This window comes from Cupriavidus sp. 96C5-1 (genome assembly GCF_057798855.1).
Genome location: NZ_JBYOJU010000015.1, coordinates 112,683 through 134,842, shown reverse-complemented (window position 1 = coordinate 134,842; position 22,160 = coordinate 112,683). Strand labels below are relative to the sequence as shown.

At 69.1% G+C, this 22,160-nt stretch carries 20 protein-coding genes; 13 read left to right on the top strand and 7 right to left on the bottom strand.

Translation table 11 applies throughout. The features are described from left to right. Window positions 1-3: 3 nt before the first annotated feature. The 4 genes from AC3FOF_RS18330 to AC3FOF_RS18315 form a co-directional block, all read right to left on the bottom strand. Window positions 4-1,338: a DUF1254 domain-containing protein gene (locus tag AC3FOF_RS18330; protein WP_488727365.1), complete on the bottom strand. Its 1,335-nt coding sequence runs from the start codon at window positions 1,336-1,338 to the stop codon at window positions 4-6. 25 nt (window positions 1,339-1,363) lie between these two features. After that, window positions 1,364-2,677, bottom strand: coding sequence for a DUF1254 domain-containing protein (locus AC3FOF_RS18325; protein ID WP_488727386.1), 1,314 nt, complete (start codon window positions 2,675-2,677; stop codon window positions 1,364-1,366). A gap of 155 nt (window positions 2,678-2,832) precedes the next feature. After that, on the bottom strand, window positions 2,833-4,986 hold the full coding sequence (locus AC3FOF_RS18320; RefSeq protein WP_276264895.1) for an acetate--CoA ligase family protein: 2,154 nt from the start codon (window positions 4,984-4,986) through the stop codon (window positions 2,833-2,835). 104 nt (window positions 4,987-5,090) lie between these two features. Next, on the bottom strand, window positions 5,091-5,897 hold the full coding sequence (locus AC3FOF_RS18315; RefSeq protein ID WP_017229639.1) for an IclR family transcriptional regulator: 807 nt from the start codon (window positions 5,895-5,897) through the stop codon (window positions 5,091-5,093). A 156-nt stretch (window positions 5,898-6,053) separates the two neighbouring features. Here AC3FOF_RS18315 and AC3FOF_RS18310 point away from each other — a divergent pair, with 156 nt between their 5' ends. The 3 genes from AC3FOF_RS18310 (at window position 6,054) to AC3FOF_RS18300 (ending at window position 8,755) form a co-directional block, all read left to right on the top strand. Continuing rightward, window positions 6,054-6,746, top strand: a complete 693-nt coding sequence (locus AC3FOF_RS18310) for a TetR/AcrR family transcriptional regulator (protein ID WP_035815666.1) — start codon at window positions 6,054-6,056, stop codon at window positions 6,744-6,746. A 100-nt stretch (window positions 6,747-6,846) separates the two neighbouring features. Beyond that, window positions 6,847-7,845 carry a tripartite tricarboxylate transporter substrate binding protein gene (locus AC3FOF_RS18305; RefSeq protein ID WP_017229637.1) on the top strand — a complete coding sequence of 333 codons (999 nt, stop codon included), beginning with the start codon at window positions 6,847-6,849 and terminating at the stop codon, window positions 7,843-7,845. 235 nt (window positions 7,846-8,080) lie between these two features. Next, complete coding sequence (locus AC3FOF_RS18300; protein ID WP_488727364.1) at window positions 8,081-8,755, top strand: histidine phosphatase family protein; 675 nt, start codon at window positions 8,081-8,083, stop codon at window positions 8,753-8,755. Window positions 8,756-8,804: 49 nt separating this feature from the next. Here AC3FOF_RS18300 and AC3FOF_RS18295 read toward each other — a convergent pair whose 3' ends face one another. The 3 genes from AC3FOF_RS18295 to AC3FOF_RS18285 form a co-directional block, all read right to left on the bottom strand. Further along, a complete protein-coding gene (locus tag AC3FOF_RS18295; RefSeq protein WP_017229635.1) occupies window positions 8,805-9,983 on the bottom strand; it encodes an acetyl-CoA C-acetyltransferase in 1,179 nt (392 codons plus the stop codon). A gap of 168 nt (window positions 9,984-10,151) precedes the next feature. Further along, the gene (locus AC3FOF_RS18290; RefSeq protein WP_017229634.1) at window positions 10,152-10,601 is read right to left on the bottom strand and encodes a PaaI family thioesterase; all 450 of its coding nucleotides are present in this window, start codon (window positions 10,599-10,601) and stop codon (window positions 10,152-10,154) included. Between the two features lie 12 nt (window positions 10,602-10,613). After that, entirely contained in the window at window positions 10,614-11,588 is a 975-nt protein-coding gene (locus AC3FOF_RS18285) for an NAD(P)H-dependent flavin oxidoreductase (RefSeq protein ID WP_017229633.1), read from the bottom strand. 230 nt (window positions 11,589-11,818) lie between these two features. Between AC3FOF_RS18285 and AC3FOF_RS18280 the strand changes: the two genes are divergently transcribed. The 10 genes from AC3FOF_RS18280 to AC3FOF_RS18235 all read left to right on the top strand — a co-directional run bounded on the left by AC3FOF_RS18280 (window position 11,819) and on the right by AC3FOF_RS18235 (window position 22,156). Next, a complete protein-coding gene (locus AC3FOF_RS18280; RefSeq protein WP_488727363.1) occupies window positions 11,819-12,700 on the top strand; it encodes a crotonase/enoyl-CoA hydratase family protein in 882 nt (293 codons plus the stop codon). A gap of 31 nt (window positions 12,701-12,731) precedes the next feature. Continuing rightward, a complete protein-coding gene (locus tag AC3FOF_RS18275) occupies window positions 12,732-13,403 on the top strand; it encodes a nitroreductase (RefSeq protein WP_488727362.1) in 672 nt (223 codons plus the stop codon). Window positions 13,404-13,539: 136 nt separating this feature from the next. Further along, window positions 13,540-14,547 (top strand): 4-hydroxyproline epimerase, encoded by a 1,008-nt coding sequence (locus AC3FOF_RS18270; protein ID WP_488727361.1) that lies wholly within the window; start codon window positions 13,540-13,542, stop codon window positions 14,545-14,547. Between the two features lie 8 nt (window positions 14,548-14,555). Next, window positions 14,556-15,719 carry an NAD(P)/FAD-dependent oxidoreductase gene (locus AC3FOF_RS18265; protein ID WP_488727360.1) on the top strand — a complete coding sequence of 388 codons (1,164 nt, stop codon included), beginning with the start codon at window positions 14,556-14,558 and terminating at the stop codon, window positions 15,717-15,719. Then, window positions 15,716-15,979 carry a (2Fe-2S)-binding protein gene (locus AC3FOF_RS18260; protein WP_430869685.1) on the top strand — a complete coding sequence of 88 codons (264 nt, stop codon included), beginning with the start codon at window positions 15,716-15,718 and terminating at the stop codon, window positions 15,977-15,979. Before AC3FOF_RS18265 ends, AC3FOF_RS18260 begins: the two co-directional genes overlap by 4 nt. Then, window positions 15,976-17,280 carry an FAD-dependent oxidoreductase gene (locus AC3FOF_RS18255; protein ID WP_488727359.1) on the top strand — a complete coding sequence of 435 codons (1,305 nt, stop codon included), beginning with the start codon at window positions 15,976-15,978 and terminating at the stop codon, window positions 17,278-17,280. Before AC3FOF_RS18260 ends, AC3FOF_RS18255 begins: the two co-directional genes overlap by 4 nt. 54 nt (window positions 17,281-17,334) lie before the next feature. After that, on the top strand, window positions 17,335-18,222 hold the full coding sequence (locus AC3FOF_RS18250) for an AraC family transcriptional regulator (RefSeq protein WP_276268263.1): 888 nt from the start codon (window positions 17,335-17,337) through the stop codon (window positions 18,220-18,222). A gap of 166 nt (window positions 18,223-18,388) precedes the next feature. After that, window positions 18,389-19,315, top strand: coding sequence for a dihydrodipicolinate synthase family protein (locus tag AC3FOF_RS18245; RefSeq protein WP_276268264.1), 927 nt, complete (start codon window positions 18,389-18,391; stop codon window positions 19,313-19,315). 102 nt (window positions 19,316-19,417) lie between these two features. Further along, entirely contained in the window at window positions 19,418-20,989 is a 1,572-nt protein-coding gene (locus AC3FOF_RS18240; RefSeq protein WP_488727358.1) for an APC family permease, read from the top strand. A gap of 69 nt (window positions 20,990-21,058) precedes the next feature. Next, window positions 21,059-22,156 carry an Ldh family oxidoreductase gene (locus tag AC3FOF_RS18235; protein ID WP_488727357.1) on the top strand — a complete coding sequence of 366 codons (1,098 nt, stop codon included), beginning with the start codon at window positions 21,059-21,061 and terminating at the stop codon, window positions 22,154-22,156. Window positions 22,157-22,160 lie beyond the last annotated feature (4 nt).

Below are 22,160 nucleotides of genomic sequence, written 5' to 3'. Positions count from 1 at the left end.
TGTTCATGATGCCGCTCCCACGGAGAGCGCACGGATCGGCGGATAGACGAAGGTCTTGTCGAGATGCGCGGACCGAGGCTCGTAGAGCCGCAGTGTCACGTAGAACGGGCCCGCCGGTGCCGGCAGCCAGTTGTCCTGGCTTGCCGCGTCGGCCGGCGGGGTTGCCGACAGGCGCAGCCGCAGGCTGCCGTCGGCTTCATGGCGCAGGCCCGGCGAGCGGTCGCCCAGCGAATAGCGGCCGATCGGGTTGTCCACCAGCATGCAATCGGTCTTGCCATACATGGTGAGCGACCAGAACGCGCCGACCCGCGGCAGCGCGTCGGCGGCAAAGGCCAGTTCGTAGCCGGTGCGGCCATCGAGCGGTGCGCCCTCGCTGTCGCGATCGGCCATGACGTACATGGCCTCTTCCACGCCCAGCGCGCCGATATAGTTGCGCGCCACCAGCGCGCGCTCGGCATAGCGCGTGCCGAACGATTCACGGATTTCCACGGGAAGGGTCCAGCCGCCGCCGAGGTCCGAGGGCAACGGTGCCGCCAGTTCGGCGAGCACTGCCTGGATTGCCATGCCCAGCCGCGCCAGCGCCGCCTCGTCGAGCGCGGCCGCGTCGCCATCCGCGCCGATGCCGTATTGCGCGAAACGCGCCAGCAGCCCTGCCTCGGCCGGGGGTGGCGGATTCTCGCGCAGCGCCAGGTTGACCACCTCGGCGTAGCGGCGCGGATCGCCAAGGTGCTCGCCCGGCTGCATGCCGACATCGAAGCGCCGCGCCGCCGGCGCGCCATCCGGCGTGCTCAGGCGGAACCCGTCCTGCAGCGCGTGCACGGCGGGCAGGTCGGCTTGGCCATCCACCAGCACGCGGCCAAGCAGCCACACCGCATCGGTGGGGCAAGCGATGGCGGTGGCGCCGGCCGGTGCCTCGCCATGCCAGCGCGGGCCATGCAGCAGGAAGCGCCCCTGCCCGTTGCCGGTGGTGCGGGTGCCGATATAGCCAAAGGGATTGGTGTAGAAATCAAGCAGGCCGAGCACGTAGTAGCGGCCCGCGCTGTCGGGCACGTCCAGCAGCAGCGGCCCTTGCGACAGGTCCAGCCAGGCGTTGCTGTAGAGCGTATCGTTGTTGGGCGTGACCACCTGGCGATGCTGCGGGCCCAGCAGTTGCCGCGTGTGGATGAAATGATTGATCCAGCGCACCGTGCCATCGGGCTGCGGCGCGGCGAACTCGCCCGCGCTGTCGCGGCGCGGGCAGGTGGCGGCGCGCATGCGCGCCATCTCGTACAGCGGCAGCGTGTAGCGGACGGCGTCGGCGATATCGTGGCCGGGCGCGGCGGATTGGGTTCGGTTCATGTCGGCATCCTTTGGCGGTGTCGGCTCAATCGATCCGGCGCACGGCCGGAATGGCGTATTGCCCGGCCAGCAAGGACGGGGCGGGATGGTAGAGGCGCAGGATCAGGTAGAACGGTCCGGCCGGCGCAGGCAGCCAGTTGTCCGCCTGCGCGGGGCGGCTGTGCGAGACCGGGATGGCGAGGCTGCCGTCGGGCTCCATGCGCAGGCCCGGCGTGCGGTCCCCCACCGCATAGCGGCCGATCTCGTTGGCGCTGAAATAGCGGTCCTCGCCATAAAGCGATACCGACCAGAAGGCCTGCGCGGGCGGCAGCATGCCCGGGGCAAAACGCAGCTCGTAGCGATGGCGTCCGTCCAGCGGCGCGCCATCGGCATCGAAATCGGCCATGGCGTAGATCGCCTCGTCGGCGCGCAGGGCGCCCAGGCCCTTCATCGCGGTACAGGCACGCTGCAGCCAGTCGTCGCCGTACATCCCGAGCTTGAGGCTGTAGCCCCAGCTCTTGCGGCCCTGGCTGCGGGTATGCGCCTCGATCAGTGCCTTGGCCTGCCGGTATGCGCTTTCCAGCCCGGCCACGATCGCGGGGCGCAGCGAAGCCACCTCGATCTCGTCTTCCAGCCGGATGCCGGCCTTGCGCAGCAGGGTGAATGCGCCTTGCTCGGCGTCGGCGGGTGGAAACTCGCGCAGTGCGTTGAACAGGTTCTGGAAAAAATCCAGCGCCGGCCGGCCACTGTCGCGCCATTGCGCCACGCAGCGCGGGCGCGCGGCGCCGGGCGTGCGGGTCAGCGTGAAGCCCTGCTCGAAGGCCCGCGCCGCCGGCAGGTCCGGCTCGCCCTGCACCAGCACGCGGCCGAGCAGCCAGACCAGGGAACTCGGGCACGGCACGGCATGCCCGCCGCTGGCCTGCTGCCCCGGACCGACCAGCTCGATCTCGCCGCCTTCGGCGGGCACGTTGCGCGGGCCCAGGTTCTCGAAGTTGTTGGTGTGGACATCGAGCAGCTCGATCACGTAGTAGCGCTTCGCATCGGGCAGCGGCGGCACGCGCAACGTCACCGGGCCCTGGGCCAGGTTGATCCAGCCGCAAAAATACAGCAGGTCGTTGGCGGGGGTGACGATGTCGCGGTCTTCGTGCGTCCACTGGCGCTCGCTGGCCGACAGGGCATTGATCGGCGCGCGCCCGTAGCCGGTGGCCGAGGCGACCGAGGTCTGCAGGCGGCAGGTGCGCAGCGTCTCGACCAGCGCATAGCCGTAGATCGCCAGCGGTACGGCCGCGGCGGCGACCAGTGCCTGCTGGGGACTGGCCGGGGATGCGGTGGCCGGCGCCGATGCGAAGGGCGTATCCATGTTCATGCTCATGTTCATGCGTTTGGCTCCTGACGGATTGATCGAGTACGGTGCCGCTCGTCCTGACGAGGGCGGCCCAGGCACGGATGTCCTCCTGCATTTGCGCGGCAAAGGCCGCGCGCGCTGCAGCGCGCTGTCTTGCTGCGCCATCCTGGTCAATCCGGTGCCTGCGCCGGCAGCCATGTGATAACGGCATCCGCCGCGACCGGGCCATCGGCACCGATGATGAACGGGTTGATCTCGAGCGTATCGAGCCGTGGACCCAGCGCGGCCGCCACCTGCGACACGCGCGCCAGCAGGTCGGCGGCCTGCGCCAGCGGCAGCGCGGGGTTGCCGCGATGGGCCTCGAACAGGACCGCCGCGCGGCTTTGCTCCAGCATGGCGCGGGCACGTGCCGGCGAAAGCGGCGCCAGGCCAAAAGCCACCTGCCGGAAGATCTCCACGGCCGTGCCGCCAATGCCGGCCAGCGCCACCAGGCCGAACACCGGATCGCGCCGCACGCCCACCATCAGTTCGCCCCAGCCGCGCACCATGCGCGCCACCAGCACGCCTTCGAAAGGCAGGCTGGCGCCGGCCCGGGCCAGCGCGGCCTGCATGGCGGAGAACGCCGCGCGCACCGCGGCCTCGTCGCCAAGGTTGAGCGCCACGCCGCCCACATCGCTCTTGTGCAGCACCTGCGCCGAACACAGCTTGACCGCCACCGGGTAGCCGATGCGCCGCGCCAGGCTCACCGCCTCGTCGGCATCGCGCGCCAGCCCGTGCGGCGCGACCGGAACCCCGGCATCCGCCAGCAACCGCATGGCATCGAACTCGGACAGCGCGCCGGCGTTGTCCGGCACCGTGGGCAGGAAAGCCGCAAGCGACGCAGCCGCGCCCGCCGGAGCGCTTGCCGCGGTCGCATCCAGGGCCGCGGCGCGCGCCAGCGCCGCCACCGCTTCGATGGCATGGGCGGGTTCGCGGAACACCAGGCAGCCGTGGGCTTCCAGCCATGCGCGCTTGTCGTCGTCCACGATGCCGGACAGCAGCAGCGGCGCGGCGTGCCTGTCCTCGTGCAGCGCGCCGATGGTGTGCTGGAGCTCCGCCCACAGGCGCGGTGCATTGGCGCCGCCGGCCAGGAAGGCGACCACGCTGCCGTACTCGCCGCAGGTGGCCACGCGGGCCATCGCCTCGAACAGCACGGCCGGCTGCGCCACCACCTGGCCCGTTACGTCGATCGGGTTGGCGGTGCTGGCAAAGGGAATGCTCGCGCGCAGGGCCTGCGCGGCAGCCGCCGGCATGGGCGGCATCGGCAAGCCAAGCTGTTCGGCGCGATCGGCCATCATGATGCCGACGCCGCCCGATACCGTGACGATGGCCACCGGCGCCACCGCGTCCGCCATGAGCCCGCTGGGGCTGTGCCAGCGCGCCGGACGGCGGCCGCGCGACAAGGTGTAGCCGAGCCGGAAGAAGTCCTCGAGCGTATGGGCGCGATGCACGCCGTACTCGTCGAACACCGCCTGGTAGACCGCATCCTCGCCGGCCAGGCTTGCCGTATGCGATTGCGCCGAGCGCGCGCCGGCCTCGGTGGTGCCCACCTTGGCGATCACCACCGGCTTGCCGGCAGCGCGCGCGGCGGCCAGCGCATGGCGCAGGCGCGCGCCGTCGCGGCAGCCTTCCATATAGGCCAGGATCACGCGGGTGTCATCGTCCTGCGCCATCCACCCGATCACATCGGCCACCTGCAGGCCGGCCTCGTTGCCGGTGGTCACCCAGTGGCTCAGGCCCAGCCCGGCCTCGCGCGCCAGCGCGAAGGCATAGGCGCCAAACGCGCCGCTCTGGCTGACCAGGCCGACGTCGCCCGCGGGCGGAACACCCGTAAGCGGGATGGGTGAAAAGGTGGCGAACATGCGCTCGCGCAGATTCATCGCGCCCAGGCAATTGGGACCCAGCAAGGCCACGCCGTGCCGGCGCGCGCTGGCGGCCAGCACCTGTTGCATGGCGAGGCCCTCCTCGCCCACTTCGGCAAAGCCGGAGGTAAAGAAGATCGCGGCGCGCGTGCCGTTCTGCGCGAGCTGCGCCATCACGGACTCTGCCGCCAGCGCCGGCACCGCCACGATGGCCAGGTCCACGGCCTCGCCAATGGCGGCAAGCGTGGGATAGGCGCGCAAGCCCTGGATCTCGCTGGCGCTCGGGTGGACGGGATGGATGCGCCCTGCGTAGCCAAGCTCGCGCAACAGGCGGATGGGCATGCCGCCCACCTTGTCGGGCTGCGTGGAGGCGCCGATGACCGCGACCGAACGCGGCTTCAGCAGGGAATCCAGATCTGGCATTGTCTTGTCTCCGGGTTGCCTTGCAGGCTTTGTTTCAATTCACGCCTGTGCCGGCGCTGCCTGTGTTCTTGCGTTCCTGCGTTTTTTCGTTCAGGCGCGGGACGCTACTGCCGCAGCCCCGCCGCCGCTTCGATCGCGCGCACCATCTCCATCAGCAGCGGCGCGATCTTCTTCTCCAGCATGCCGCGCCGCAGTTGCGAGGCCGCGATGGCGCCGTTGAACAGCAGCGGGCGGTTCAGGTAGACGATGCGCGAATACACGCCCACGCCGTGCACGCCGCTGCCCGCGTCGCCCTCGTTGATGGCAAAGCCGCGCTTGGGGTAATGCGCCACGTTGTGGCAGATGGTGCGGTAGCAGGCCGCGTATTCCCCTGCGCGCTCGCGCTGCGCGGCCAGCATCAGCTGCTCGAACTCGGTCTTGGACAGCGTGCACAGGAAGGCGCGGCCCATGCCGGTGCTCAGCACCGAGCGCACCGCGCCCACGCCGGGGCGAGCCGGCGTGCCTTCGTTGTGCGTGCAGGTCAGCAGGTAGGTCACGTCGAGCCGGTGCGCCACGCCCATCGATACCGCGCCCTCGATGCGGTCCGCCAGCGCCTGCATCAGCGGCCTCGCCACATGGCGCACCTGCAGGCCGGCCAGGTAGGGATAGCCCAGGGCCAGCACCTGCGCGCCGACGAAGTATTTGTCGAGCTTGGGGTCCCAGTCGAGATAGCCCAGCTCGAACAGCGTGCGGCAGATGCGCGACACCGTGGCGCGCGGCAGTTGCAGGCGCTCGGCCAGTTCGCCGTTGCCGAGCGGGCGCGGCTCGTCGATAAAGCAGCGCAGCAGGGCAAAGCCCTTGGCCAGCAGACCGCCGAACGAGGGGTCCTCCTTCCTGCGCTCGGCAATGAATTGTTCGACCGGCGTGTTCATCTTGTCTCCTTGCACCGCAGTGTGGGTGCGGGTTTTTTCTGTGTCAAAGAACGGAATTGATTTCCATATATTGGAAATGTAGCCCTCTTCTTGACGAATCGCCGTGGTAACCATATGGTTCACAAAACCGAATCCGAATTCGCATACGGAATTGCCATGACCACATCGTCCTCTGCCGCGCCCTCTGCCAAGCCCTCCAAGGGGACATCCGCCTTCCCCACCGTCTCGACCCCGTCCATCCTGCAACCGCCGCGCCAGCGCCGCGCCCGCGAAACCGAGCAGGCCCTGCTCGACGCCGGCCGCGAACTGCTGGCGCAGCGGGATTTCTCCGCGGTGTCGGTGGCGCAGATCGCCTCCGCCTGCGAGGTGTCGGTGGGCGCCTTCTATGGCCGCTTCCGCGACAAGCAGGCGTTCTTCGAGTCGCTGCGCGCGCTGGTGATGCAGGAAACCGGCGAATCGGTGGCGCGCTACCTGCGCAAGGAGCGCTGGGAGGAAGTGCCCACCGATGTCATGCTGGAAAAGACCATGCGCTTCGTGGTGCTGGGCTGCCATGCCAACCGGGGCGTGATCAAGGCGTCGCTAAAGCACGCGTCCATCCGTCCCGAGGAATGGCTGCCGCACCGGGAAAGCGGGCAGGCGGTGGTGGAGCGCATGGTGGCGCTGCTGGTGCCGCGCCTGCCGCTGCCGCCCGAGCAGGCCGAACTGCGCGTGCGCTTCGCCATGCAGGCGGTGTTCAGCATCGTGGTCAATGCCATCCTCAACGATGCCGGCCCGCTCCCGCTCGACGACGAACGGCTGCCCGGAGAAATGACCAGACTGGTGGCCGGTTACCTGGCGCTGCCGGCCTGATCCCCTCGCCCCCCCCCGGTAGCCCGCCTGAGTTACCTGTCGGTGCGCGCACCAGTTCGGAGCGCGCGCCGAATCCTATAAAAACCCGAGGAGACAAACCATGACGATACGCAGCCCGCTCTGCGGGAAAGCTGCCGCCCTGCTGGCGTGCGCCTGCGCCGCCCTGCTGCCGCTGGCCGCGCAGGCCCAGGCAGGCTACCCTGGCAAGCCCCTGCACCTGATCGTGCCCTACCCGGCCGGCGGCCTGACCGATACGCTCGCGCGCACGCTGGCCGAGGGTCTGGGCAAGCGGCTGGGCCAGACCGTGGTGGTGGAGAACAAGGGCGGCGCCGGCGGCATCATCGGCACCGACTACGTGGCCAAGTCGGCACCCGACGGCTACACCCTGCTGCTAACCATCCCCGGCCCGGTCACGGCCAACCTGGCGCTCTACAAGAAGCTGCCCTACGATCCGCGCACCGACCTGCGGCAGGTGTCCGACGTGGCGATGGCGCGTACCGTACTGGCCGTCAATGCCGCGCTGCCGGTAAAGACCGTGGGCGAACTGATCGCCTATGGCAAGCAGGAACCCGGCAAGCTGCGCATGGGCTCGTGGGGACCGGGCACGCAGCCTCACACGATCCAGGCCTACCTGGACAAGACCTACGGCACCGACATCCTGCATGTCCCCTACCGCGGCGAAGGACCGATGGTGAGCGACCTGCTGGCTGGCCAGGTCAATGTGACGCTCAGCTCGGTAACCACGCTCAAGCAGCACTTCGCGAGCGGCAAGCTGCGTCCGCTGGCGGTGACCGGCACCCGCCGCGCCAAGGCGCTGCCCGCTGTGCCGACCTTTGCCGAGGCGGGTTATGCCGACGAACCGTACAAGATCGTCGGCCCCATCACGCTGCTGGCGCCGGCTCGCACGCCGAACGAGATCGTGGAGCGCCTGGGCCGGGAGGTCAGCACGCTGGTGAAATCACCCGAGATCGCCCGGCGCATCGACGACATGGGCGCGGAGCCGATCGGCAACCTGCCGGCCGAAGCGGCCAGCGCGTACAAAGCCTACCTGCCGGTGGTGCTGAAGCTGACGGCCGATACCGGGGTCACGCTGGATTGACGCCGCGCGCCGGTGCCCCGGGGGTGCAGCCCCGCGCACCGGCGCGACCATCCGGGAAGCGCCTGGCGAGCGGCATAATGCAGCGCGGAAATGGCCGCTATGAATCCGGCGCGGCTTTGATTGGCCGCCGCGCCTGGCGCCCATACAATGGCTAAACCTCGCGCGGCGTCCCGGCGCCGCGTGCCGATTCCCGTTTCACCGCTTCCGGCGGTGCCTGCCGGCACCGACATCATCCATGGCAACGCTCTTCCTGGTACGGCACGGTCAGGCCTCATTCGGTGCCGCCAACTACGACTGCCTTTCCCCCACCGGCCGGCAGCAGGCCGGCTGGCTCGGCGAATACTTCCGCGAGCGCGGTGTCTCCTTCAAGCGCGTGGTCGCCGGATCGCTGGCACGCCAGCAGGACACGGCGCTGGAAATCCTGGCCGGCATGGATACTGCCGACGTGCCGCTGGAGACCCACCCGGGGCTCAACGAATACGACGGCGAGGCGCTGTACCGCAGCCATACCGGCGGGGCGGACCACCGCGCCCACCAGAATGGCGACTACAACGACTACTGGCGCACCTTCCGCGCGGCCTACCAGGCCTGGACGCTGGATCAACTCAACGGCATGCCGGAATCCTGGGCGGATTTTGGCGGACGCATCCGCGACGGACTGGCCCAGGCCACGGAAGGCGCGGCGCGCGAGGATGCGCTGCTGGTGGTGAGTTCGGGCGGCGCCATCGGCCGCGCCGTGGCCGATATGCTGGGTGCGCCGGCGCAGACCGCGATCGAGCTGAACCTGCAGTTCCGCAATACCGCCTTCTGCGAGATCATCGCCGGGCGCGGCACGCAGCGCCTGCTCAGCTTCAACAGCCTGCCGCACCTGGAGCGGGCGGAGCGCAGGCAGGCGATCACCTTCGCTTGAACCAACCGGCAAGGCGGGCACGATGGCCCGCCTTGCCGCCGGACGGAATCTACAGCCGTTCCACGATGGTCACATTGGCCATGCCGCCGCCTTCGCACATGGTCTGCAGGCCGTAGCGCTTGCCGTGCGTATGCAGCGCATGCACCAGCGTGGTCATCAGCTTGGCGCCCGAGCCGCCCAGCGGGTGGCCCAGCGCGATGGCGCCGCCATGCACGTTCATGCGCGCCGGATCGGCGCCGGTGGTCTGCAGCCAGGCCAGCGGCACCGGGGCGAAGGCTTCGTTGATCTCGAACAGGTCGATGTCGCCGATCTTCATGCCGGCCTTCTCCAGCGCGCGCAGCGTGGCCGGCAGCGGCGCTTCCAGCATGATCACCGGATCGTGTCCCAGCACCGACATATGATGGATACGCGCCAGCGGCTTGACGCCGAGTTTCTTCAGGCCGGCCTCGTTGACCACCATCAGGCCGGCCGCGCCGTCGCAGATCTGGCTGGCGCTGGCTGCCGTCACGGTGCCGCCTTCCTCGATCAGCTTGACGCTGCCGATGGATTCCAGGCTGGCCTCGAAGCGGATGCCTTCGTCCACGGTATGCAGCTCGCCGTTGCCGCTGCCGTCCGCGGTGCGCACGGCCACCGGCACGATCTCGTCCTTGAAGCGCCCGGCCTGGGTGGCGGCAATGGCGCGGCGATGGCTTTCCAGCGCGTAGCGGTCGAGATCGTCGCGCGTGAGGCCGTATTTGCGCGACATCATCTCGGCGCCGGTGAACTGGCTGAACTTCACGCCGGGATAGCGCTCCTGCATGGCCGGGCTCATCGAGCTGCCGAAACCGTGCTTGAACGGCAGCGAGGACGGCAGGCCCATCGGCACGCGCGTCATGCTTTCCACCCCGGCTGCGATCACGATGTCCATGGTGCCGGACATCACCGCCTGCGCGGCGAAGTGCAATGCCTGCTGCGAGGAGCCGCACTGGCGGTCGACCGAGGTGCCGGGCACGCTCTCCGGCAGCCGCGAGGCCAGCACCGCGTTGCGCGCCACATTGCCGGCCTGCTCGCCGGCCTGGCCCACGCAGCCCATGATCACGTCCTCGATCAGCGCCGGATCGGCGCCGCTGCGCGCCACCAGCGCGTCCAGTACCTGCGCGGCCAGGTCCGCCGGATGCCAGCCCGCCAGCTTGCCGCCCTTGCGTCCGCCCGCGGTACGCGCGGCGGCTACGATGTATGCCTCTGCCATGTGCTCTCCTCTTGTCGTTCCGGGCTAACGCACCCGTGGTGGCCGCGCGCCGGGAACGGCACGGCGGGCCTCGCTATCCTGTGGTGGATTCTGGCGCAGCAGCCCGGCCTGTGGCGTCGTCGGAAGCGACGATTGCGCGGCGCTTGTGGCGGCGCCTGCGGCAACGCTTCAGGCGCGCGGCGCAAGCACGGAGAAGATGGCAGTGGCGCGCAACAGGCAACGCTCGCCGGCCATCAGGCGGCAATGGCCGAAGCGCAGCCGCGAGCCCATCTTGTCGAACGCCACATGCGCCTCGACCCAGTCGCCCACGCGTGCGGCTTCGAAATAATCCAGGCTGAGGTTGACGGTCACCGCGGGCGGCATGCGCTCCCCCTCCATCAGCATCATCATGCCGATGGCGGTATCGGCCAGCGTGGCCAGCATGCCGCCATGCGGGATGCCCAGGGGATTGAGGTGATGCGGACCGATGCGGATGCCCACTGCACGCCGCTCGCTGTCCACGTAGAGCTGCCCGAGGTGGGCAAGAAAGCCGCTGACGGTACGCATGGCTTCAAAGCCCGGCGGCACCGTCCCGGCATCCCCGGCGCGAGCGCCGGCAGGTTGATTGGCTTCAGCCATGGGCTTCCCGCCTCACGCCGCGAAGTAGCGCGAAGCGGCGCCGAGCTGCTCGCGGCATTCGGCCACCATGCGCCCGATCAGCTCCGCGCAGGTCGGGATATCGTCGATCAGGCCCACGCACTGGCCGGCGCTGATGATGCCGCCATCGGTCTCGCCGGCGGCGAGCGCGGCCTTGCCGCGTACGCCGGCCACCAGGTGCTTGACGTCCTCGAATTGCGCGCCGCCCGGCTGGCGCTCGATGCTGACCACTTCGTCCGAGACCGCGTTCTTGAGTACGCGCGCGGTATTGTGCAGCGTGCGGAAGATCAGGTTGGTGTCGCGCTCGGTGGCATCCACCAGGGCCTGCTTGACGTTGTGGTGAATCGGCGCCTCGCGGGTGGCGCAGAAGCGCGTTCCCATATTGATGCCTTCCGCGCCCAGCACCAGTGCCGCCGCCATGCCGCGCCCGTCGGCAATGCCGCCCGAGGCGATCACCGGGATGCCCAGCCGGCGCGCAGCCAGCGGGATCAGCACCATGCCCGGCACGTCGTCCTCGCCGGGATGGCCCGCGCACTCGAAGCCATCGATCGACACCGCGTCCACGCCCAGGCGTTCGGCCGACAGCGCATGGCGGATCGCCACGCACTTGTGGATCACCTTGATGCCGGCTGCCTTGGCCCGCGCGATATGTTCCCTCGGATTGTTGCCGGCGGTCTCCAGCACCTTGATGCCGCTCTCGATGATCACATCGAGATAGCGCGCATAGGGCGGCGGGTTGATCGAGGGCAGCAGCGTCAGGTTGACGCCGAAGGGCTGGTCGGTCAGCTCGCGGGTGCGGCGGATCTCGGCATCCAGGGCCTCGGGCGTGGGCTGGGTCAGCGCCGTCAGCACGCCGAGACCGCCGGCGTTGGATACCGCGGCGGCCATTTCAGCGTAGCCGACCCACTGCATGCCGCCCTGGATGATGGGATAGCGGGTGCCCAGCAATTCGGTGATGCGTGTCTTCATGATGTTCCTTCCAGCCCTCTTGTTTCGATTTCGATCTCGATCTCGATTTCGGTCTCGGTCTTCCATGCCCGCCCGCGGCCATGGCCAGTCTCGGCGCAAGCCGGCCGCCAGGCGTCCTGGCGCCAGTCTAGGGCGCCGCCGCCTTCCCCACCTCGTCGGATTCGACGATTGCAAGCGCACGATTCTGCAATACCGTTACAAGCACCCCTTTCGAGCAGCCAAGGCCAGCCATGAGCAACTCCGCCACTCCCCCCAGCTTCGAAACCCTGCAGTACGCCGTCGAGCAAGGCGTCGCCACCATCACCCTGCACCGCCCGGACAAGCTCAACGCCTTCAACGCGCAGATGATGCAGGAGCTGGTCGCCGCCTTCGACGCCACCGACGCCGACGACGACGTGCGCGCGGTGATCGTCACCGGCTCCGGCCGCGCCTTCTGCGCCGGCGCCGACCTGTCCTCCGGCGGCTCCACCTTCGACTACGAGAAGCGCTACGGGGCCAGCAAGGAAGCCGCGCACCGCGATGGCGGCGGGCGTGTCGCACTGCGCATCTTCCGCAGCCTGAAACCAGTGATCGCGGCGGTCAACGGCGCCGCGGTGGGCATTGGCGTGACCATGCAGCTGCCGATGGATATCCGGCTGGCGTCCACCGATGCCAGGTTCGGCTTCGTGTTCGCGCGGCGCGGCATCACCCCGGAAGCGGCATCGTCGTGGTTCCTGTCGCGCGTGGTCGGCATCTCGACCGCGCTGGAATGGTGCTATACCGGCCGCGTGTTCACGGCGCAGGAAGCGCTGGATCGCGGCCTGGTGCGTTCGCTCCATGCCCCCGAAGACCTGCTGCCGGCGGCGCAGGCCCTGGCGCGCGAGATTGCCGACAACGCCGCGCCGGTCTCGGTGGCGATCTCGCGCCAGCTGATCTGGCGCATGGCTGGCGCCAGCCACCCGATGGAAGCGCACCGCCTGGACAGCCGCGCCATCCAGTCGCGCGGGCAGTCGGCCGACGTCAAGGAGGGCGTCAGCGCATTCCTGGAGAAGCGCCCGGCCAGCTTCCCCGAACGCGTGTCGCACGATATGCCGGACTTCTTCGACTGGGGCAGCGAGCCGCCATTCATCTGAGCACAGGCAGCCCGCACCCAAGGAGAGCAGCGTGAACGTCAGTACCGCAGTCCAGACCCGTAAGTCGGTGCGAGGCTTCCTGCCCGCGCCGGTGCCGCCGGAGATCATCCGCGAGGTGCTCGCACAGGCGGCGCGGGCGCCTTCCGGCGGCAACCTGCAACCCTGGCATATCCACGTCGTGGGCGGCGAGCCGCTGGAACGGCTCAGGGCCACCATGCGCGAGCGCGTCGCCAGCGCGCCGGGCGGAGAGAAAGCCGAATACGACATCTACCCGCGCGAGCTGGTTTCGCCATACCGCGACCGCCGTTTCCAGGTGGGGGAGGATCTCTACCGCAGCCTGGGCATCCCGCGCGAGGACAAGCGCGCCCGGCTTGCCCAGTTTGCCAGCAACTTCACCTTCTTCGGCGCGCCGCTGGCCCTGTTCTGCAGCGTGGACCGCCGCATGGGCCCGCCGCAATGGTCGGACCTCGGCATGTACCTGCAGACCGTGATGCTGCTGCTGCGCGAACACGGCCTGGACAGCTGCGCGCAGGAGTGCTGGGCGATCTACCCGGAAACGATCGCGGGCTTTCTCTCGATCCCGGCCGAGCGCATGCTGTTTACCGGCATGGCGATCGGTTATGAGGACAGGGAGGCGCCGGTCAACCGGCTGCGCGCGGCGCGCGCGCCGCTGGCGGAATTCACCGAGTTCATCGGCATCTGAAGCCCGCGCAGGCAGGCAGCGAGCGGCGACTATGCGGATTTCGTCATCGCTGCCGGGGAAAGGCGACAAGTCAGCGGCGCACGGCTCTGCCACGCTTTAGGGGTCATCCACACCTCGCCCCAACGGCAGATCCGCCATGTGCCAGAGCGTACCTTCCTCCCCCGCCAGCGCCTCGCCAGCGTCCTCCGGCTACGCCAGCCGTTCGATCGCGGTGATCGACTCCCACACCGGCGGCGAGCCCACCCGCCTGGTCATCGGCGGCTTTCCCGATCTCGGCAACGGCAGCATGGCGGCACGGCTTGAACGGCTCGCGCGCGAGCACGACCGCTGGCGCACCGCCACCGTGCTGGAGCCGCGCGGCAGCGACGTGATGGTCGGCGCGCTGCTGTGCCCGCCGGTTTCCGCCGATGCCTGCGCGGGCGTGATCTTCTTCAACAACAGCGGCTACCTGGGTATGTGCGGCCACGGCACCATCGGGCTGGTGGCCTCGCTGGCGCATCTCGGGCGCATTGCGCCGGGGCGGCACAAGATCGACACGCCGGTGGGCACGGTGGAAACCACCTTGCATGAAGACGGATCGGTCAGCGTGCGCAATGTGCCCGCCTGGCGCTACCGGCATGCGGTGCCAGTCGACGTGCCGGGCCACGGGCGCGTCACCGGCGATATCGCCTGGGGCGGCAACTGGTTCTTCCTGGTCGAAGACCACGGCCAGCGCATCGCCCGCGACAATCTCGACGTGCTGACCGCGTTCGCATGGGCCGTGCGGCAGGCGCTCGAACAAGCCGGCATTGCGGCAGAGGGCGGCGCACAGATCGACCATATCGAACTGTTCTGCACCCCGGAAGATGCGGCCGAGGCCGACAGCCGCAATTTCGTGCTCTGTCCCGGCAAGGCCTATGACCGCTCCCCCTGCGGCACCGGTACCAGCGCCAAGCTCGCCTGCCTGGCGGCAGACGGCAAGCTGGCGCCAGGCCTTCCCTGGCGCCAGGCCAGCGTGACCGGCAGCCGCTTCGTGGCGCACTATGCGCCCGCCGGCGAGGCCGGCCGCATCATCCCGACCGTCCAAGGCCGGGCCCATGTCTGCGCACAGGCCACGCTGCTGATCGGGCACGACGACCCCTTCGGCTGGGGCATCGGGACGTGAGCCCGGCGATGCCGTCCACGCGGGCGCCGGCGCAAGCCTGCGGCGATGTGATCGTGATCGGCGCCGGCATTGTCGGGGCCGCCTGTGCGTATGAACTGGCCGGGCATGGGCTGGACGTCTGTGTACTGGACAACCGCGATGGCGGGGCCACCCATGCCGGCATGGGCCACCTGGTGCTGATGGACGACAACGCCGCCCAGCGCGAGCTTTGCGAGACCTCGCTCGGGCTCTGGCGGAGGCTGGCGCGGGACATGCCGGCCAACTGCGCGTATCGCCGGTGCGGCACCTTGTGGGTGGCCGGCAACGAAGCGGAACTGGAACTGGCCATCGGGAGGCAAGCGGCGCTGCAGGCCCGCGGCATCCAGTGCGCATTGCTGAGCGCCAGGGAACTGGCCCGGCAGGAGCCGATGCTGCGGCCAGGGCTCGCGGGGGCGCTCAAGGTTGTGGACGATGCCATCGTCTACGCGCCCAGCGCAGCAGCATGGATGCTGAAGCGGGCGGAGCCGCGCATCCGGCTGCGGCACGCCACGGTCAGCACAGTCGAGGCAAATCGCATCACGCTGGAAGACGGCCGGACCCTGACGGCGAGGGCAGTCGTCGTCGCCAACGGCATCCAGGCCGCGCAACTGGTGCCCGCGTTGCCGATCCGCGCCAAGAAGGGCCATCTCGTCATCACCGACCGCTACCCTGCCTGCCTCAGCCATCAGTTGGTGGAGCTCGGCTATGCCGCCAGTGCCCATCAGCATGACGGCACTTCGGTCGCTTTCAATGTGCAGCCGCGCCCCACAGGCCAGTTGCTGATCGGCTCGTCGCGCCAGTTCGACAGCCTCGATGCCGCCGTCGACGCCAGCGTCGTCGCGCGCATGCTCCAGCGCGCCGCCGCTTACCTGCCCGCTCTGGCCGGCATGAATGCCATCCGCTGCTGGACCGGCTTTCGCGCCGCCACGCCGGACGGGCTGCCCGTCATCGGCGCCCACCCCGAACAGCCGGGCCTGTGGCTTACGGCAGGCCATGAAGGACTGGGCGTGACCACCGCGCCCGGCAGCGCGCACCTGCTGGCGGCACTGTTGCTGGGCCATCGGCCACCCATCGATCCCGCGCCATATGCCTTCAGCCGCTTCGCATCGGTGGCGGACACCGTTCGCTCGTCCGGGCACGGAGATATCGCATGAGACGGAACCTGAACAAGGGCCAGACCGTGACGGTCGTCCTGGATGCCCGCGCGCTGCGCGTGCCGGCCGGCATGACGGTGGCTGCAGCCCTGGCCTGCAGCGACTGGCCGTTTGCGCGCCGCTCCTGCGGCAACCATCCGCGCGCGCCGTTTTGCGGCATGGGCGTTTGCCAGGAATGCCGCATGACCATCGACGGCCAGCGCCGGCTGGCATGCCAGACCGTGTGCCGGGAAGGCATGGTACTGGAGCGGACACCGTGAACGGTCCACTGCGGCACGCCTTGCGGACGGCCGCCCCGCCTGCGCGCCGGTACGATGTGCTGATCGTCGGCGCTGGCCCGGCCGGCATGGCGGCGGCCCGCGCCGCCGCCGATTGCGGGTGCACGGTCGCGCTGATCGACGACAACCCCGCACCCGGCGGGCAGATCTGGCGCGATGGCCCGGGCCTCTCGCCGCCGCCCGCGGCGCGCCGTCTGCGCCAGGCCATCGCCACGCGCCCGCGCATCGCCCTGTTCACCCAGGCTCGCGTCATTGCCGCACCGGCACCGCATACGCTGCTGGTCGAAAACGACGAGACTGCCCTGCATCTGCATTTCCGCAGCCTGATCCTGTGCACCGGTGCCCGCGAGCTGCTGCTCCCCTTTCCCGGCTGGACCCTGCCCGGCGTTACCGGTGCGGGTGGCTTGCAGGCGCTGGTCAAGGCCGGCACCCCGGTTGACGGCGAACGCCTCGTGATTGCCGGCAGCGGGCCGCTGCTGCTGGCGGTGGCCGCCACCGCACGCCGCCATGGCGCGCGCATCGCATGCATCGCCGAGCAGGCGTCACTGCTCAGCCTGATGCGCTTCGCCGGCGCGCTGTGGCGCTGGCCCGCCAAGGCGGCGCAAGCGGCCACCCTGCTGGATAGCCACTATCGCGCACGGTCCCACGTGGTGGAAGCGCTTGGGGATGACCGCCTGCGCGCCGTGCGCATCCGCCAGGGCGGCAGTACCGTGGAGCTGCCCTGCGACCGCCTGGCGTGCGGCTTCGGCCTGGTGCCGAACACCGGGCTGGCCGCGCTGCTGGGCTGCCGGCTCGATGCCGCTTCGGACGCAGTCGCTGTGGATGCGCTGCAGCGCACCAGCCTGCGCCACGTCCATGCCGCAGGCGAGTGCACCGGCATCGGCGGCAGCGAGCTGGCGCTGCTCGAGGGAGAGATTGCCGGCTACGCGGCCGCGGGCGCCGACGACCGCGCGGGCGCGCTACTGGCGCGGCGTGCGCGTTGGCGCTCGTTCGCCGGCCTGGTCCGGGCCACCTTCGCGCTGGATCCGGCGCTCAAGGCACTGGCCCGCCCCGACACGCTGGTGTGCCGCTGCGAGGACGTGCCGCTGTCGGCAATCCGAGCGCACCCGGATGCGTGGCAGGCCAAGATGCAGAGCCGCTGCGGCATGGGCGCCTGCCAGGGGCGCATCTGCGCCACCGCCAGCCGCGTGCTGTTCGGCTGGCCGCTGCCCACGCCACGGCCGCCGCTGTCTCCCGCGCGCATCGGCACACTGATGCAGCAAGACAGCGCGGGCCCGTCCTGAGCACGGCGCCCATGGTCCGCGGTTCGCCCTATAAGAAAGCCAACAGGAGACAATATGCCGCCAATGTCATCCCCTGCCATTCCTGCCTCCCCGGCCCGGCACGCCGCGCAGAACCGGCAAGTACCGCCCGCGCCGTCAGGCCGTGACGACGGCATCGACGTCGCCCGCCTCGTCGACATCTGCGCGGGCATATCGCAGCAGCGCCCCGCCGACATGGCCAGCCTGCTCAATGCGATCTCCCTCATTACGCCCTTGCTGAACGCCATCCCCAATGTGGTGTTCTTCATCAAGGACTGCGAGGCGCGCTACCTGGTCGCCAATCTCACGCTCGCCACCCGCTGCGGCTTCAAGCGCGTGGAGCCCTTGCTGGGCAAAACCTCCGCGGAGGTGTTTCCGGCTTATCTCGGCCAGCGCTACACGGAGCAGGATCGCCGCGTGCTCGACACCGGCACCGCGATCGCCGAACAGCTTGAACTGCACCTCTATCCCGCGCGCGATGCAGGCTGGTGCATGACCTGCAAGCGCCCCTTGCTCGACAGCGGCGGCCGCATCATCGGCATGGCCGGCATCTCCCACGACCTGCAGCTCGCCAGGGACACGCATCCAGCCTACCAGCGCCTGGCGGCCGTCGATACCTATATTCGCGAGCACTACGGCCGCCCCATCCCGCTGTCGGAGCTGACCGCGCTGACCGGGCTCTCGACCGCGCAGCTCGAACGCTATTGCAAGCGCATCTTCCACCTGACGCCGCGCCAGATGATCCACAAGGTGCGCCTGGAGCGGGCCTCCGAGCTGCTGGCCACCGGTATGCCGATCACCGACATCGCGCTGGAGTGCGGCTATACCGATCACAGCGCTTTCAGCCGCCAGTTCAAGGCCCTGACCGGGCTGACGCCGCGGCAGTTCAGGCCGCCATCCGACAGGCCCTGCGCGCCCGCTTGAACGGCGAGCGTGCAAGGGGCCGCCCCGGGGCCCGTCTCGCGTTGTGCCGATTTAGTCCTCCTGTCTTGCGGAAAGCCTCAAGCCCGAACGACGCGCAACTGCGAACCTGAGGGCTGGTGGACAGGTGCCGCCCGACTGGCACCCCACGTACACAAAAGGAGACGATATGAGCCGCAGCGCAATCCAATGGACCGGTGTATTCCCTGCCGTCAGCACGCAATTCAAGGCCGACTACTCGCTGGATATCGAAGCCACCCACAAGGTGATGCGCGACCTGGTCGCCGACGGGGTGTCGGGCCTGGTGGTGTGTGGCACCGTGGGCGAGAACACATCGATGTCCGCCAGGGAAAAGCTCGCCGTCATCGAAGCAGCGAAAGATGCCGCCAAAGGCCGCATCCCGGTCATCGCGGGCATTGCCGAATTCACCACCGCCTTTGCCCGGGACATGGTGAACGAGGCGGCGCGGGTCGGCGTCGACGGCGTGATGGTAATGCCGGCGCTGGTCTACTCCGCCAAGCCCCACGAGGCCGCCGCGCACTTCCGCGACATCGCCATGGCCACGGACCTGCCGGTCATGCTCTACAACAACCCGCTGGTCTACCGCAGCGACATCACGCCGGACATCCTGGTCTCGCTCGCCGATTGCGAGAACATTGTCTGCTTCAAGGATTCCTCCGGCGACACGCGCCGCTTCATCGACCTGCGCAACGCCGTGGGCGATCGCTTCGTGCTGTTTGCCGGGCTGGACGATGTAGTGCTCGAGAGCATTGCCGTGGGCGCCGAGGGCTGGATCTCGGGCATGTCCAATGCTTTCCCGAAGGAGGGCGAGACGCTGTTCCGCCTGGCCCGCCAGAGGCGCTTCGACGAGGCGCTGGCGCTCTACCGCTGGTTCATGCCGCTGCTGCACCTGGACTCGCGCCCGGACCTGGTCCAGTGCATCAAGCTGTGCGAGGAACTCGCCGGGCGCGGCAGCGCGGTCACGCGGCCGCCGCGCCTACCGTTGCAGGGCAAGGCACTGGAGGAGGTCATGACGGTGGCCGCGCAGGCCATCGCCACGCGCCCGGCGCTGCCGGACGTTGGCCTCGCCGCCTGAGACGGCGCCGCCGGCCCGCGCTGCCGCCATCCGCCCGCCCGCGATGGCGGGCGACGGCCGCATCGTCCGGACAGCCATCCCCTCGATGACCAAGGAGCCCCAATGTCTCCAGTGCAAGGCAAGTTCAAGCGGCAGCTCTCGCTGACCGATCTCACCTTTATCGGCCTGGGCGCGATCTTCGGGTCTGGCTGGCTGTTCGCGGCCAGCCATGTTTCCGCCATCGCCGGACCCGCCGGCATCGTTTCCTGGTTGCTGGGCGGCTTTGCCGTGCTGCTGCTCGGCATCGTCTACTGCGAGCTGGGCGCGGCCTTGCCGCGTGCGGGCGGCATCATCCGCTATCCGGTCTTTTCCCACGGCGAGCTGATGGGCTACCTGATGGGCCTGATCACGCTGATCGCCTTCTCCAGCCTGATCGCCATCGAGGTGGTGGCGGCGCGCCAGTATGCGGCGGCCTGGTTCCCCTTCCTGAGCCAGCCAGGATCGAGCAACCCTACGCTGCCCGGATGGGCGGTGCAGTTCGCGATGCTCTGCCTCTTCTTTGTGCTCAACTACTACAGCGTCAAGACCTTCGCGCGTGCCAACAACGTCATCAGCGTGTTCAAGTTCGTGGTGCCGCTGCTGGTCATCGTGGTGCTGTTCACGCATTTCAAGCCGGCCAACCTGCACGTCCACGGCTTCGCGCCGTTCGGGCTGTCCGGCATCCAGGCCGCCGTCTCCGCCGGAGGCGTCATCTTCGCGTATCTCGGACTGACGCCGATCATCTCGGTCGCCAGCGAAGTGCGCTCGCCCCAGCGCACCATTCCCACCGCGCTGATCCTGTCGGTATTGCTATCCACCCTGATCTACGTACTGCTGCAGCTGGCTTTCCTCGGCGGCGTACCGACCGGGATGCTGTCAGCGGGATGGGCCGGCGTCGGCCAGGCGTTCTCGCTGCCTTACCGCGATATCGCGCTGGCGCTTGGCGTGGGCTGGCTGGCGTTCCTGGTGGTTTCGGACGCGGTGATCTCGCCGAGCGGCACCGGCAATATCTATATGAACGCCACGCCACGCGTGGTCTATGGCTGGACGCGCGGCGGCACCTTCTTCAAGCTGTTCTCGCGCATCGACGCGGCGTCGGGCATTCCGCGGCCCGCCTTGTGGCTCACCTTCGCGCTGTCGGTGTTCTGGACGCTGCCTTTCCCCTCGTGGGAAGCCATGATCAACGTCGTGTCGGCGGCGCTTGTGCTGAGCTACGCGGTCGCGCCCGTCACCGTCGCCGCGCTACGCCGCAACGCACCCGGCCTGCACCGCCCGTTCCGCGTAAAGGGGCTCGCCGTGCTCGGCCCGCTCTCCTTCGTGATCGCCGCGCTGATCGTGTACTGGTCCGGCTGGGGTACCGTGTCCTGGCTGCTCGGCTTGCAGATTGCCATGTTCGTGGTCTACCTGCTCTGCAGGCGCGCGGTGCCGACCCATCGCCTGAGCCTGGCGCAACAGGTGGCCTCCTCGCTCTGGCTGATCGCCTTTTATCTGCTGATCATGCTGGCCTCCTACCTTGGCAGCTTCGGCGGTATCGGCGCCGTCGCCCATCCATGGGACACCGCGCTGGTGGCGCTCATCGCCCTGGGCATTTACGCGTGGGGAGCCCGTTCCGGGACGCCCGCGGCGCAACTCGATCTTGGCAGCGACGACGAATGAGGGACTGCCGTTCACCGCTTCCGCGCCGATTGACGCAAGGACTTGATTCAACCTGAACCAGGAGCACCAATGAACGATCGCATCGCCCAGCAACAGCACAGCCCCCCGCATACGCCGGAGCCAGACCGGGCACGGCGGGCAAACGACACCGTGCGCCTGTCATTGCAGGAAGTGCACGCACTGGTCACCTGCGCGCTGCGGCAGCATGGCTTCAGCGAGCCACATGTCAACGGCGTGGCCGATACCCTGGTGGCGGGCGAGCGCGATGGCTGCGCTTCCCATGGCCTCTACCGGCTGCTCGGCTGCATCGGCACGCTCAAGGCCGGCAAGGTCTCCCGGGACGCCGTGCCGGAACTCCACGAGATGGCGCCGGCGCTGCTGCGCGCCGATGCCGGGGGAGGCTTCTCGCAGGTGGCTTACAGGATGGCGCTGCCGCGCCTGATCGGCAAAGCCCGGGCGCAGGGCATCGCGGCGCTGGGTATCAATCGCTGCGTGCACTTCTCCGCCTTGTGGGCGGATATCGAGCCCTTGACCGATGCAGGCCTGGTCGCCCTGGCCTGCACGCCCAGTCATGCCTGGGTCACGCCTGCGGGGGGCAGCAAGCCGCTGTTCGGCACCAACCCGCTCGCCTTTGGCTGGCCCCGTCCACGCCAGCCGGCCTTCATCTTCGACTTCGCCACCAGCGCAGTGGCGCGCGGCGAGATCGAGTTACATCGCCGCGCGGGCAAGCCAATCCCCGAAGGGTGGGGCATCGATGTCGATGGCAAACCCTGTACCGATGCCGCCACCGTGCTGGACCACGGCGCCATGCTGACCTTCGGCGGCCACAAAGGCGCCGCGCTCGCGGCCATGATCGAGCTGCTTGCGGGGCCGCTGATCGCAGATATGACCAGCGTGGATTCGCTGGCCTTCGATGCGGGAACCAGGTCATCGCCGATGGGCGGCGAACTGATCATCGCCATCGATCCGGCGCGCTTTCTTGGCGAGCAGTGCGAAGCGGAACTGGCGCGGGCGGAAACCCTGTTCGAAGCCATGGTGGGACAAGGGGCGCGGCTGCCTTCGCAACGGCGTTATCAGGCACGCGAAAGCAGCCTGCGCCATGGCGTACGCATCCCGCGCTCGCTGTATGACGACATCAACGCCCTGCTGCCGCGCGACATGGCCTGAGGAC